Raw genomic sequence first — 14553 nt, forward strand, 5'->3', positions numbered from 1 at the left:
ATCTTCTGTAAGTTATCGCGGCGAACGGCGTGCCTTGTTTCTGTCTCATCCTGAGGAGATGTTTGTGAACGCATCATGCGGGTTAGCTCCTACTCTCTGTTTGATTTCGATAGTGAGTTTGACCACGGGTTGTGGTGGTTCTGCCAGCATGCCTCCGCTGGGTAAAGTGAGCGGTGTGGTCACATTGGAAGGGCAACCTCTTGCCAATGCGTTAGTCGTGTTTCAGCCTCCTGATAGCCGAGCCTCTGAAGGGCGAACGGACGATGGGGGCCGTTACACGTTGCGTTTCGACAATCAGAATTACGGAGCGAAAGTCGGCAGCCATCAGGTGTCGATCACCACTCGTTCCGATGCCCGTTCTGAGCCGCCAACGTCCGACGGAAAAGAAGGGAAAGTGATTCCGGCCCAGAGCGAGAAAGTTCCGGCCAAATACCTCAAGCCTGGTTCTCTTTCCGCGGATGTGAAAGCCGGCAGCAACACCGTTGATTTTGCACTGACGAAGTGATGCCGCGCTCCACGCGGTTCATGACAACATCTCAGGCACCATCTCTGAGAGCCTGTACGAGAACACTCCCTCTCCCGCGTGCGCATTGGTCTCTACACATCTCTGAGTCAACATTGAACTCGAAAAAACATCCTCTGAAAAAGTAGAAAAACGTCCTCAAAGAGATCGTTAGATTCACAGAATAGGCAAGACAGGATGGCTGGGTTTCAGGTGATGTCCCTCTACGCTTCGTGTTTTATCCTATTATTTTGGTTTTTTTGAGATGTGTAGAGACTAATGCCCGCGTGCGGGAGAGGGCCGGGGTGAGGGGCATTAGTCTTCTGTGTTTCATATAGCGATCGATCATACATCTTCGATGGCTATCTGCTTCCTTTCATCGAGATCTACGTGTCCCCCTCATCCGGCCTGCGGCCACCTTCTCCCTCAGGGAGAAGTATTTGAGAGTTTCCGGATAAGCACTGAGAAGAGCAGACACTGAGAAGAGGCTACAGAGTTGATCTGATCATCATCGGGGGAGCATCACGGTGATTGTGGTCGGGCCGCCAGGCGTGGAGGCAATGTTGATTGTCCCTTCATGCTGGCGGACAATCTGCCAGACTTTGCACAGTCCAAATCCAATGCCGCGGCCTGCTTGTCGGCCAGAGTAAAACGGATCAAAGGCATGCTGGCGGTCAGTTTTTGTGAAACCTCTGCCCTGGTCGCTCACTGTCAATGAGATCGCTGAGGGATTGCCGGTTGAGTGCTGGAGTGAAACGAGGAGATCGCCGCCGTTTTCCTTCATCGCCTGCCGGGAGTTTCGCAACAGTTCCACTAATACGATCGAGATCTGATGGGGATCGACGGCTGCTGTTAAGTCCGACGGAGCCCCCTCGCTTGCAGGTTCCTTTTCAGAGTCATTCACAGGGATAAAATCACGGTTTGGTTCAGCAGAGTGGCCGATCTGAACTTTCAGGAAGCAGCCAGACAGTTCAATTTCGGTTCGCTGTTTCTCACAGACTTTTTCCACGAGCAATGCCAGATTTGTCAGGACTTTGCGAGGAACTGGAGGCCTCGCGAACAGCATGAGGTCGCCAATCATGTCACGAATTCGCAAGGCCTGGCTGGCAATCACATCCAGATGCCGACGTCGTTCGGGATGCGTTTCTCCGGCTGAAAGCAACTGGGTTCGCCCCAGAATGGTGCCCAGCGGATTGTTGATCTCATGACCTGCACCGGCTGCGAACTCCGCTAAAGCCGCCAGATAAACCGGGTCTGGCGACCATCCGTCGCCAGAAAATGTCTCGGGGCCATTTTCTGGCGCAGATTGATCAGCAGGCATGATGTCTCACGAAGGTTTCACGAAGGGCTGGCCCGCAGCGATGAATATCATGCGGTTGAATCTTCGCCGAGAATTCTTTGGACGCCTCATATCACCGGTTGTGCGTGCCTGCTGACGCCGTGGCTTCGTCAGTTTCCACGCATGATGTAGAGTGCATGCCAATGCACCAATTTGGCATTTCCATAGTCACTGACGAGCATGGTGCATTCCGAGGACTCTATGCACTCGACAGCCTGCGTCTCGCCAAATCCCACGTACTTAAGAGCAACTTAGTGACCGGATGGCTCGACATCGAGCAGCCGACACATGCGGTCAACCAGCGTTTCAATTTCAAACGGCTTCTGCAGGAATTCGTTCGCTCCCGACTTCCGCAGATCGTCGATCTTGTCGGCTTCCACCATCCCGCTGATGCAGATAATCCGCACATCATCGAGAGCGGGATCGTTCCGCACACGCTGGCAGACTTCTTTGCCATTGATATCGGGAAGCATCACGTCGAGGACGATAATGTCCGGACGATATTCTTTGACCATCATGCCGGCGTCGAACCCGTTGTTCGCCACGCGCACTTCAAAGCGGCCATCTGCTTCCAGCGCATCGCGGATCAGTTCAACAAGCTCGACATCATCGTCGACCACAAGAGCTTTGCGACGACCGCTTTCCAGGGCATCCGTGGGGATGCCGTTTTCTTTCATAAACCGAAACAGAATATCCCGCGGAATGCGGCGGAAACGAGATCCGGGGACGCGAAAACCTTTCAGCTGGCCTGAATCAAAGCAGCGAATAATCGTCTGCTGGCTCACTTTACAGATCTTCGCCGCCTCACCCGTTGTGAACACCGTTTTCATGACGAACGTCCATCCTTTGAAGCGGCCCCGTCAACTGTCAGGCAGTTGTCGGAACACTGGACTGTGACCTCTTCGCTCTCCGTAGTCGAAGAGGTGGCGATTCCCTGCCGATTCCCGCCAACCACGCGAATTACGTGACTGGCGGCAAACCCCAGACCTGCCGAAAACCCCAAGGTGTGCGACAATGGTCAGTTTGCATCGGATTTTCGGGGCTTCACGATTGTGATTAACTTACCGATCCTGCCGACTCGCCCGATTGTAACCAATCTCTGCCATTGGTCAACGTTTGTTGAGCTGGGAAGTTTGCCGTGCTCAAGTGGACTGCGAAAGCCGCATTGTTTTAGCGGTGTTAGCCATTTCTGGCCGCATGCAGAAGCTTGTTTTTCAGGAGATCTCTCGCGGGATGATGGCCTTCGATCTCAAATTCCTGATGATGCGTTCATCACCAAAGATGGAGACGAAGCGGGCCGATCCAGGAAAATTGCGTCCGGGAACATCGGGTTTCATCTCATGGGAAGCCATCCTGGCCTGCTGGACTGTCCCACTCCCTGTTTCTGCCAGGGATTCAGCTTTGCCCGGATTCAGCCGGCAAAAAGCCACGAGATTTCATGGGGAACGAATCCCGGAAGCGTTATCCTTCAGAACATCCTGAATAATCACATGTCGGTCGAAGTCAGCTTTCTGCCCGCGTCCGTTGGCAGTGCGTCGACGCCAGAGGAGAACGTTGTTGTGCATCGTCGCTTGATGTTTCTGGGGTTCTATCTGGGGTCGCTGGCCGCAGTGGCTCTCATCACCGCGTTTTTGACTCGTAACTTCACCGGTCTGGGGCCTGTTCCTGAGAGATCAGCCTTTGCAGCCCGGTTGCCGAGTTCTCCCGATGGGGATCGGAGGCGATTTCAGTTCTTTTATGCAACAAACCGCGACACCAACGATCCGGCCACTTTTGAGAATCGCGGGAAAGCGCTGGGGACTGAGGTTTCCACAGGCACCTTTGATGTGCGCATCTTGCCTTCGATGTCGATCAAGCCGCATATCTGGCTGGATAGCGAGAAGATGGAGTGGGCCGGGCACCGGGAACTGGCTCAGGAGGAATTTCGTGAACGCCTGCGGGATGCTGTCGCCGGTTCCCCACATAAATCGGTCTTCGTGATTGTGTGGGGATTTCGAGACTGGTTCCGAACAGCCGCACTGAAAACTGCTTTCACAGCTTTCGCTCTCGATATCAATACGCCTGTCGTGATGTTTGACTGGCCGGGCAATCAGGGTGAAGGGCCGACGGGATATCTGGCATCACGCAAAGCCGCTGAGGCTTCTGCTCCGGTCCTTGGCCAGTTTCTCGTCAATCTGGCACAGGAGTCGGGAGCTGAAAAAATCTGGGTGATGGGAAGCAGCCTTGGCTGCCAGACCATCGCCGACGGGTTCAAATGGATGCAGTCGCATCCGGAACTCACAGAAGGCTTGCCGAAATTTGACCATGTGGTGCTGGCGGCTCCCGATGTGTCAGCCCGGGAGTTTGACTCAAAATTTGCCGATGCCATCAAAAAACATTCCCGGAATTTGACGGCCTATGTCAGTTCAAACGATAAGGCTTTGCTGATGAGCCACTGGCTCAATCGTGATCGACGACTTGGTCGACTGGCTGACATCTCGTTGCCACCGGAAGAGCGAACCAGCGAGTATCAATTTGAAGAAGGGTTGGAACTTCTTGATCTGCAGGCCAAAGAAGGCCTCAGCAATCTGTCGATGGTGGATGCGACTCCCATTAATCGGACAAGAAATCTGCATCACTTCTTCACGGATTCCCCAGAGTTTTTTGACGATTTGTACCGCCATCTGCTTCAGCCAGACAGCATGATCAGCCGCCGTCTCCATGCGCTTCGCTCGGGAGAAGGTCGAAAGTACTGGATTCTCTGGAACGACTGATTCTTGAATGAGAGCCGGGAATGACGAGTGCATTGTCAAAGTATGAAATTCGGGTTTCTTCTGTTGTTAAGTCCGACAACGGAGGACGTTGCGGCGACATCAACCCGAAGACAAAGCCGTGACACGGCACTATGGAGTTTCAGGAGTTGTTGCCGGAGTGATTGGCTGAGGGAAGCTTGTGCTGTAGCGAGTCACCTGAAACAGCAGCCAGAGTGTGAGACCCACCACCAGCAGTTCGCCGATCAGTGTACAGAGTTCTGCCAGCAAGGTCACAATATCAATCGCTGAAATCCAATAAGTGCGGCTATCAACTTCTGTTCTCATCACAGGCACGCCACCTTGAGGGGCTTTGAGCAGCAGAATGAGAAGTCTCACTACTTCAATAATCAATAGAAACATAGAAATCGCAATACCGGACATTCCGGCCCACAAACCGATCCAGAGTGTTCTGCTGACTGAAGCTAAAGAAGGGCGACGGGCAGGGTCGGCAATCCGCGGAGCCAGCCGTGTATAGTAAAACGACCAGATCGTTGTAAAACCGAGAATGGCCAGTCCTACAAACGCGAGATAGTCCATGAAACCTAAAGTTTCTCGCCTTCCTGTGGCCATTCCCAACATGACATAGAACATGACGGCCAGAGGAAAGATCGCCAGGATGGCCTGCACCCAGACACCAATCCAGCCCATGCGGGAGAAGCTCTTGGAAATTTTCTGGCAATAATCAACTGTCATGATCGGGCCATTCTCGTTGCGCAGGCTGATAATGGGTAATGCGATAAAGATAGAAATATAGTGCTGAGATTGAAAAAGATATGCTAAAAGCGGAGAGGTCGTTTCAGTGATTTTTGAAAACTGAAAACTGATCACGGGGCCTTTGGCGTCGGTGAAGCGTCAGGCGGAGAGGGTTGTCCCGGTTTGCTGAGACAGCGTGGTGCTGTCACTCCCATGGAGACATAAATACCAATCAGGTCTTCCAGACTGCAATGGGCGGGCTTAACCCATTCCTGCTTGACACATAAGAGTGCACCGCCGAATGGCACCGGTGCGGTTGGCAGAATCACAATGTGGTAGGCCTCGCCCCCGAAATGGACGAGTTCCGAAGTCGGCATCAGAGCCGGTGTTCCGATACCGCCGCCATCACCAAAAAAGCACATGACCGGGGTCATCGATTGCAGGGAATCGTTCTTGCGATCAAACAGGCTGGTGACATGCTTCGATGCATCGTAAACCGTTCCAAGGGCCGGGACACGACGTAGCCCCTGATCCATCATCCGTTGCCAACTTCCCCCCACGCCATTTTCGATCAGGGCACCCATCCCATAAATGGCGAGGAGAACCCCCATGACGCCGATCAGATAAGCCGTGGTTTCACAGGCAGCCACCGGCATCCCGATCGACATCAGGATTTTGCCGAGAGGGCTGACCGGCCCGAACAGGTCATGGGCAAACATCACCACCCAGGCCAAAACCGCCATGGTCAATGCCAGCGGCAGCAGGCCAATCAGACCCGTGACAAAAGTCACTCCGATCCGCTCAGAGCGACTGCGACCAATCTGGGGTGGTTCAATCGAGGCCTCAGGCATGGGCGTGCCGGTTGGCAAGGGTGTGGCGGTTGACATGGGCAGAATTCTCGGTTGGCCACTCTGCGTCGACGGAATTGTCGTTGCAAACGAACGTTACTGGCTGGCGATTGAAATCACGTCACTCAGGCAGCATAGAATGTCCATCAGCTTACGGACATGCTGTTGGTCTTTGTCAGGGTGATTTTTTCGAGGAGAGGAGCACACAAAATCCATGGCGTGTGTCGACAGTTCTCAGTCCCGTCGTGATGCGGACGCGGGCCTGTCCAGTCGGGCGATGATGGACGTACGCGGGACGGTTTTTTTGTGTATGTAGGTGTAGGGGCCATGGGGTGCGACAATCTGCCGCGAGGGGAGAAATGAGGGGCGCCACCCTCTTTTCTGCTGCGCCGCCGATTGGGCGGGTCGTCACAAGTATGGACTCAGCAGGGAGTTAAGAAATGGTCGATACAGGATTCGAACCTGTGACTTCCACCGTGTGAAGATGGCACTCTAGCCACTGAGTTAATCGACCATTACGGCTGACCAGAAAGAGACTCAACTCTGGCTGCTGGTTCGCCTGTGAGGAGGATTGTTGCAGAATGAATCAGGTTTCGCAATCTTCCGCACAGAAGGGATTTTCAGGCTCACTTTTGTCCGCATTTGTTCACTGCGGTTCGCTGTTGTTCACAGTGATTCACCGTGATGTCGTTTGTGATGAGTGCTTGTGGACAGACCCTGGCTGCAAAAGGGCACGCAATCTCTTCGCGCCCTCAACACTTGATGAACTCGTGAGCTATCGGCCGTCAGTTGAAGGAGAAATGGGGGCGAGACGCATATTGGAAACCGGCATCGGCAAATCGTCCGGTTCAATGGCCTCGAGAATTTCCTGTTTGGCGGCGCTGGCGACAGGCTCCAGAGTCTTCCCGAGTGGGGAGATGATTAATAATGGCAGCAGAATCAGATCGCCCAGCATGGCTACCAGCACCAAGGCTGCCATCAGCCAGCCAAAACGACTGATCAGAAGTAGCTCTGAAGGGAGCAACACCAGAAGTCCCAGGCTGACGGCAATACTTGTTTGCCAGATCGCCGACCCACAATGTTCCAGCGCCAGAATAGCAGCGTCTTTGCGGGAATGGCCTGCCAGCATCTGCTTCTGAAACCAGGCGATGTAATGGAGCGTGCCATCGACGGCAATGCCCATTGCGACGGAAGCCGTAATCATCGATCCAATATCGACCCGCTGACCAAACCAGGACAGCAGCCCAAAGACCACCGTGACCGGGAGAACATTGGGAATCATCGAGACCAGGCCGGCCCAGAAGTTTTTCAGCAGAATGACCATCACAATCAGAATCAGCGCGAACGCCAGTCCGAAGCTGGTGATCAGGCTTTCCAATACTGCCTGCTGTGTTCGCAAAAAGAGGGGGGCTGTCCCTGTGACAACATGTACGGCACCGGGATGAAACTTCAGCACTTCCTGAGTGATGGAATTGAGTGCATCGACCACTTCAACATAGTCGATTGGTGAAAGAATCGAGACTTGAGCCGTGATTCGCCAGAGTTCGTCGCCTGGGCGGTTTAGCTTGTGATCACCCGGTGTGAGGAGATCCTGCCCCTCTGATGCTGTGGTATAGAAGGCCTTCGCGTTAGCGACTTCTCCGTCTCGAATCCGATCCTGAATGGTGTTGGCACGCTTGTTATAGCGGGCGTTGGCGAGAACAGACGCATCAGCGGCCGGCTTTTCACTGACAGGCAGGAAGTCCGCCAGACCAATGGCTCCGCTGATCTCGGGATGCTGTTTGATCTTCGTTTCAATTTGTCTTACGGCTTCCATCCGCTCCAGAAAATTTGTCTGTTGCTGCGAAGGTTCATCAAAACGAATTACCACTTCAACCGGTGCGATACCTGCAAGATGATTTTCAATCGCGCGGTAATCCTTCACAACTTGTGAGGTTTCCGGGAAATAGCGAATGACCTTCGTTTCGGTCTGGAAATAGACTAATCCGTAACTGGCAGCCGCACTGATCATCAGGCAGGCGGCTAATTGAAAATTGGTGGCTCTTGAGAGTCTTTCACCCAGCCAATGCCACACATTTGTGGTGGATGAAGTGGGAGCCGGTGTCTCTCTGGAGGGCCAGATTTGCAAGAGTGAAGGGACGCCGTAAACGATCATCACGAATGAAATGACCATCCCGATCGCCGAGTAAATGCCAAAATCCCGCACGGGTGAAAGTGGGCTGGTGACCAGCGACAACATGCCGATTGCCGTCGTGAACGCTGCCAGCATGCAGGGCATCAGCGCATGCTTGAAAGCTTCTGAAATCGCGGTTGCCGGATTGATTTGTGCGCAGCGATCATAGTAGTTGATGACATGGATGGCCCCGGACAAAGTCAGCACCATCAAAAGCGATGGCATGACCACCAGCACCATGTTCATGCTCCCACCCATCATGGGAACCAGAGAGGTCGTGATGAATGGTGTGTAGATGGCGACAGACAAGGCAACAATCGCCAGGCGTGCCTTCTTTAACATGACGAATGCCAAGCCAGTACCGACCAGTGCCGAAAACAGAATGACCGACTTTTTGTGTGGAAAACGCCACGGCTGTGTGGGATCCCAGGCGGCACGAAGTACGGCAGTGTTCAGTTCCGAACCGACAATTGCAGAACCACCCAGGTGCATTTCATCATCATGGATACCCACCGCCTGGGTCGCTTCACGAAGGATGGCAATCGTGCCTTTGCGGTCGGCGGCACCGGCTTCTGAAAGGGTCACCGCCAGGGCGACGGGAGAACCGGGCATGAAGAATGCCTGTTCAACCAATGGATAGGTCGCTTCACCGGAACGTGGGGAAGTGCTGTTAACAGTGGTCAGCCATTCCGCAATTTCGATGGTTTGAGGGTGTCCCAGACGCAGGCCATTCCACGAGATTTGCAGATCGTGGGCATGTGAGGCTTCCTCCAGCAGTTGCCCGGCTGGAGAGAGGATTGTGGGGGTCGTTTCTGGAATGCTTTCGCCGGCGGCTTGATCGGTCGAAGCCTCCGATTCATCAAAAGATGCGGTTTTGACCAACTCAGGTGAACGAATCAGCGTGGCAGCGGAAACGGCATCAGCCATGGCTGGCTGAATGGAAGGCTCGATCCCAAATTTCTGGCGAACAGCGGAGATCAATTGCTGTTCGGTCGAACGCAGGCGGTTGCGCCCTTCGGGAGTCAGCTTCAACTTGAGAGAACCGGCTCCAACGATTGTCCCTTCCAGACGGCGGACAGCCTCATGGAATTCAACACCGTTTTCCATCATCGTGCGAAGAACGTCGACGGGCTTGACGACTCTGGAAACCTGCTTGATTCCCTCACGACGAACGCCCTGAGCATCAGCCACGCCTTCCAGTTTCTCAGCAAGGCGATCCACTCGAGGGTCACTCAGCGAGCTGGAGTCCCAGGTGATGAAAATGCGGTCTTCGACCGGAAATTGAGAATGAGTCCAGTTCAAGACTTTAAGCTGGGGATCATTTGAAGGAAGCCAGTTCTCGACATTGTTTTCGAGTCGAGTCTGCTTGAGAGACCAAATCGCTGTGGGAACGAAGAAAAGCATCAGCAGGAACACGTAGACTCCGTACCCGTGGCCCCAGCGGTCGCGACGGTCGAAGAAATGACTACTCATGCCCGGGCTTCCCGACAGAAACGATTCAACACGTCCCCGTCACACAGAGGTGATGCAGATTCTCGAGTTTCAGCAAAAAGTAGCCGTGTCTTAGCCGACTTTGGGGATTGGAGGAAGACCGTTTCCTGAATTCTCCCCCAAACAACCCGGCAAAACCGCGACAATTCCTCACAACACCTATTCATGCGCACTGATGATGTGCGAATTTGCGGCCAGATGTTCATCGGCTGCTTGTGTCTTGTCTGGTCGGCATTAAAGATGATTTGTCATCAGTGCAAGTCGTTGTTCCCAGGCCATAGCGAATATTGTCCGAGATGATGCGTGACTGCAAACCAGTTAAGGAGATCAGGTGATGAGCATTTTCGGACAAATGAGGATCCCCCAACAAATCCGAAATGTGATCTGCCGGGGGGTGATCTTTTGGGGAATCGCCGGGGCGATCAGTCCGGGATATGCGGAAGAACAGAAACCACCACGCGAATTGCTGATTTGTGGTTTTGCCAAGTTACAGCAAGTCAACCTGGAACAGCTTGCGGGAACAGGGCCTGCTTCAAATCAGGCGATAGCAACTGACAAGTGGGTTTGGTCAGCGTCAGGTCGAAATGATCTTCCGGAGCCTCGGTCGAAGAAATTCGGCACAACGGATGAAATCAAGTTTGTCCGTGACGGGACTCAACTGCTGGTGACTTCTTCGGGAGGCGGGTGCGCATTGATCCAGCGGATCGCGACGGCTGAGAAACCCGCAGGATCTGTGCTTTGGTCAGCGACCGTGGCCAATGCCCATTCGATTGAAATGCTGCCCGGCAACAAGGTGGTTGTGGCTGCCAGTACCTCGAAGGCTGGTAACAAATTGTTCGTGTTTGATCTCTCGCAGGGTGACAAACCCATCGCTGAAACACCGCTGTATTCAGCTCATGGAGTCGTGTGGGACACGGATCTCAACCGCCTTTTTGCCGTCGGATATCAGGAGATTAACCGTTATGAGTTGGCCACAAGTGCTGCGGGACAGTGCGAGTTGAAGCGGGAAGCCACTTACCCGCTCCCTGATGAAGGGGGGCATGATTTGCAGCCGGTGCCTGAGAGCCGTGAGTTGGTGGTCAGCACCCATGACCATGTTTATCTGTTTGATCGCACGGTCGGGAAGTTTCGTAAACATCCGGTTCTGGGAGGTCGCGCGCATATCAAGTGCGTGAGCGTACGGGCTGTCCCTCAGGGATTAGAAACGGCTTTCGTCCAAGCGAGCGATCAGCAGTGGTGGAGCCAGGAAATCGGACATTTTGTGGAGTGTAAAGACGCTGCGACGATCAACGCACCCAAGGCCTCTGAGCCTGTCATCATCAAAATGGTTCCGTTGGAAAAACTCTCTGTTTATAAGGTGCGTTGGATTCCTTTGCCGTGAGTGAGAGCCAGCCTGCTACGAGATATCGCGTAAGTTGTTTCTGTGAAGTATGTTGCGAAGTGATTCCTTATTCTTTTGCGGCGAGAACAGCCGTTGCTCGTTGAGTTTTCACAAGAAATTCAGTGTTTTTTACGGCTCCATATTGACGTGACCGGGAAGAAGGCAAATAATCTGTGGTGTCGTGTGAGACTGAATCTCAGTACCACGCGGCTCGTTATTGCTTCTGGACTGCTGCTTTCGGTTGTTTGCCCGCCTTGGCTGACATTCTTCGTTGAGCCCTCCGCATGAGCACTCTCTTAAATCGGGATGTATCTTCTCCAGCAGCCTGCTCAGGATGTGCGCTCGCAGGCGTGGCGACTGCTCAGCGGAAATATCTGTGTCACTGTCTTCGTGTGACTGAAGATCAGGTTCGTGAGACAGTCGTCGACTGCCAGTTGTCCACCGTTCGCCAGGTGACTTCGCTCTGTGGTGCTGGCGGCGGATGTACCGCGTGCCACCGTCATATCAAGCGTGTTCTGGCAGAAGAAGCGGTTGTGGCAACTCCCTCTTATCAGGTCACTGCGGAATCTCTGCGATTTGGTGGTTCCTCAGCTTCTCCCGTTGCTTTGGAAATGGCGTAATCGCGCGACTTGAAATGGCGTGTTGAATGCCATCAAAAAGATGCTTGCCCGAAGCTGGCAAGCACAGCTTGGTCGTCTGCGGGCTACCTTTGTGTCAGAGGCACAGGAGGGTCAGGCTGCCTGAACCGCCGGGAAGCGAGATACCTCTTGTGGCGTTGCCACCCCGGTAGAAATCGGAATTTCAACCGGGGCTACCCTGCCGGTGATACTTCATTCCGTGATCTTTGGATTTCGCGAGCCAATTGCCGTTCCTTGGTGTGAACGTTTGCTCCTCTGTCGCTGCTTGAGTGATGTGACGTCCCACTCACATCACGCGACATTCCCCGTGATCCTGGAAGCCGTGATTCTGGAAGCGAAAAACGGGTCTCGACCCGGCTTCTGAGTGCGTTCGGCAGACTCTGCAGATGCCGGCGCCGCGTAATCAGCAGGGGTTTACCAGAGGCCGTAGTGAGGATAACAGGTAAGGTCTTGACGCCTGGGGGGTGCCATTGAAACCCTGCCTTAAAAGCCGCACGCCGGGTGCATTCGCTACACCAGAATTCATCGTATGTATCCCTCCCATCTTGTTTTCGAGTCGTTGTCCTGAGGGTTTTGGGGAAGTTTGACGGTGAATGCCGGCGTTAAAGTCGCTGCTGTTTTACGCAATCCAAACAGGCGTCAAACTTGCGGGGCCAATCGTCGTAAATCTGCCCTCAATTAGGCGTTTGGGAAACTCAAGCGGTCATTCCAGTGAGGCCGATGGAATAGGCAACTTCGCCCGAGCAGACCGCATCACCTGGTGGTGACGCGAAGACCTGATCGGGAGGAGACAGCGACCTTGCCACTTCCGTTTGCCCGCAACGAACGGGGTGTGGTACGGGGCCTGGTCAGCCGGACATGTGAAGGATTCAGACTGGTGTGACGCGACAGCAAGTCGCGGGGCGGGGCTCACAGCTCGGCGCCTTAGGTGATCACCGCCTGCCAATCCACTGCTGACCGACATATGTCTCGCGGGTTGGGACGACCCTGTTTTCGAAATCCCTAGGGAAGGAGATTGAGACTCATGCGATGGATCAAGTTCTGTGGTACCATGCTTGCTGCAATGAGCATGGCCTCTCTGGCTGAAGCCGGTCTGTTTCGTGGCCATGGCTGCGGTACTGAAAAGGCTTGTGGTTGTGCATCAACCAGTCAGCCTGCCTGCTGCAAACCAGTGATTGTTAAGCCTTGTTCGCCGAACGTTTACGTTTATCAGCGTAAGTGCTCGGACATCAAGCCACCTTGCTGCGACACCTGTGCTCCAGCCACCTGCTGTGCTCCAGCTGCTGCTGCTCCTGCCTGTGCTGCTCCGGCAGCCTGTGCACCAGCTCCAGCCGCTTGTGCTCCAGCTTGTGCTGCTCCTGCTGCCTGTGCACCAGCTCCAGCCGCTTGTGCTCCTGCCTGTGCTGCTCCCGCAGCCTGTGCTCCAGCCCCAGCTGCTTGTGCTCCAGCTTGTGCCGCTCCTGCTGCCTGTGCTCCAGCTGCTTGTGCTCCTGCCTGTGCTGCTCCCGCAGCTTGTGCTCCAGCCTGTGCCGCTCCAGCCGTCTGTGCTCCAGCCTGTGCTGCTCCATCGACCTGTGCACCAACCTGCACACCAGCGATTAAGCACTGTGGTCTGTTTGCTCGTCTGAAGGCTCGCTGTGCTCAGCCAGCTTGTGGCTCAACTTGTGCCCCAGCTTGTGCCGCTCCAGCCGCTTGTGCTCCAGGTTGTGCTGCTCCAGCTCCAACAAGCTGTGCAACCACCGCCTGCTGCAACGTTGATCCTTGCGAAGTTGCCAAGCTGATCTACACCTCGCAGACAGCTTGCTACGCCAAGGATCGTCGTCATGCCATCCACAAGCTGGGTGACAAGTACGATTGTGTCTGCAGCCCAGAAATCATGTGTGCCTTCATCTACGCCCTCAACGACACAGACGAACGCGTCCGTGTGAAGGCTGCCGATGAAATTGGCGATCAGCTCCGCAAGCACTGCTGCTGCTCACCAGAAGTTGTTGCTGCTCTGACACATGCTCTGGGTGACTGCCACAAGCCAGTCGTTCGTCAGGCCAAGCAAGCTCTCGAACTCTGCGGCTACGAAGTTGTCGAAGGCAACTGCGACGCTGTCTGCTCAACCGGTTGTGCTCCAGGCTCTTGCCCAGGCACTGCCCCAGTGATGGCTCCTTCGCCAGCTCCAGTGGCTCCTGAAGCAATTCCTGCTCCAGTACCACCAGCCGCTCGCAAGACCAGCGAATTCCGTCAGCTCTTCAGCCTCCTGGACTAGTCTTAACTAGCCCGGTCGGCAGGGAAGCCTGTAGGTTCTCGACTCTGACAGTGTTACAACGAACAGCAGCCCCTCAATCGAAAGGTTGAGGGGCTGTTTTAGTTTTATTTGTGGGCTGTGCTTCAGTGCCTCTGATACCAAATAACAACGTGATTCAGAGTGTTGTTCTCCCCTCATGCCATACTTGAAATGCGCCAAGCCTGGATGGTGCCAAGCTCGCCGCGTTGAGCAATCATGCTTCAGTCGCCGGGTTTTCCAATATTCCGCTGTTGATTCCTGGAAGGAGGCGTGACTGCCCGGCTTGATGTGGGGCTTTAGCAGGCATCGTTAGAGATTGCATTAACTGTCAAGAAAAAATGTTGACAGCCTCGCTTTTCGTTTGTAGCGTGAGAAATCTCCTGTCTATATGGCTACTTCCGGCCCGTTTTTCTCTTTCATA

The 14553-nt window shown here is 54.2% G+C and carries 10 protein-coding genes and 1 tRNA gene; 5 read left to right on the forward strand and 6 right to left on the reverse strand.

Features of this window, described 5'->3' with window-relative positions:
- The first annotated feature begins 64 nt into the window (after window positions 1-64).
- Complete coding sequence (locus SH287x_RS01795) at window positions 65-505, forward strand: hypothetical protein (protein WP_479516729.1); 441 nt, start codon at window positions 65-67, stop codon at window positions 503-505.
- A 505-nt stretch (window positions 506-1010) separates the two neighbouring features.
- On the opposite strand, the gene SH287x_RS01800 is transcribed toward SH287x_RS01795, so the two are convergent.
- Complete coding sequence (locus SH287x_RS01800; protein WP_479516730.1) at window positions 1011-1823, reverse strand: ATP-binding protein; 813 nt, start codon at window positions 1821-1823, stop codon at window positions 1011-1013.
- A 269-nt stretch (window positions 1824-2092) separates the two neighbouring features.
- The gene (locus tag SH287x_RS01805) at window positions 2093-2671 is read right to left on the reverse strand and encodes a response regulator (RefSeq protein ID WP_479516731.1); all 579 of its coding nucleotides are present in this window, start codon (window positions 2669-2671) and stop codon (window positions 2093-2095) included.
- A 510-nt stretch (window positions 2672-3181) separates the two neighbouring features.
- Between SH287x_RS01805 and SH287x_RS01810 the strand changes: the two genes are divergently transcribed.
- Window positions 3182-4594, forward strand: a complete 1413-nt coding sequence (locus SH287x_RS01810; protein ID WP_479516732.1) for an alpha/beta hydrolase — start codon at window positions 3182-3184, stop codon at window positions 4592-4594.
- Between the two features lie 129 nt (window positions 4595-4723).
- On the opposite strand, the gene SH287x_RS01815 is transcribed toward SH287x_RS01810, so the two are convergent.
- The 4 genes from SH287x_RS01815 to SH287x_RS01830 all read right to left on the reverse strand — a co-directional run bounded on the left by SH287x_RS01815 (window position 4724) and on the right by SH287x_RS01830 (window position 9820).
- Entirely contained in the window at window positions 4724-5326 is a 603-nt protein-coding gene (locus SH287x_RS01815; RefSeq protein ID WP_479516733.1) for a DUF3611 family protein, read from the reverse strand.
- Between the two features lie 131 nt (window positions 5327-5457).
- The gene (locus SH287x_RS01820; RefSeq protein WP_479516734.1) at window positions 5458-6213 is read right to left on the reverse strand and encodes a DUF502 domain-containing protein; all 756 of its coding nucleotides are present in this window, start codon (window positions 6211-6213) and stop codon (window positions 5458-5460) included.
- Window positions 6214-6615: 402 nt separating this feature from the next.
- Window positions 6616-6688, reverse strand: a tRNA-Val gene (locus SH287x_RS01825).
- A gap of 261 nt (window positions 6689-6949) precedes the next feature.
- A complete protein-coding gene (locus tag SH287x_RS01830; protein ID WP_479516735.1) occupies window positions 6950-9820 on the reverse strand; it encodes an efflux RND transporter permease subunit in 2871 nt (956 codons plus the stop codon).
- A gap of 352 nt (window positions 9821-10172) precedes the next feature.
- Between SH287x_RS01830 and SH287x_RS01835 the strand changes: the two genes are divergently transcribed.
- The 3 genes from SH287x_RS01835 to SH287x_RS01845 all read left to right on the forward strand — a co-directional run bounded on the left by SH287x_RS01835 (window position 10173) and on the right by SH287x_RS01845 (window position 14114).
- Window positions 10173-11219 carry a DUF6528 family protein gene (locus tag SH287x_RS01835; protein WP_479516736.1) on the forward strand — a complete coding sequence of 349 codons (1047 nt, stop codon included), beginning with the start codon at window positions 10173-10175 and terminating at the stop codon, window positions 11217-11219.
- Between the two features lie 284 nt (window positions 11220-11503).
- Window positions 11504-11839 (forward strand): (2Fe-2S)-binding protein, encoded by a 336-nt coding sequence (locus tag SH287x_RS01840; protein ID WP_479516737.1) that lies wholly within the window; start codon window positions 11504-11506, stop codon window positions 11837-11839.
- Between the two features lie 1042 nt (window positions 11840-12881).
- Entirely contained in the window at window positions 12882-14114 is a 1233-nt protein-coding gene (locus tag SH287x_RS01845) for a HEAT repeat domain-containing protein (protein ID WP_479516738.1), read from the forward strand.
- The last annotated feature ends 439 nt before the right edge of the window (window positions 14115-14553 follow it).

The organism is Planctopirus sp. SH287 (assembly GCF_056500625.1).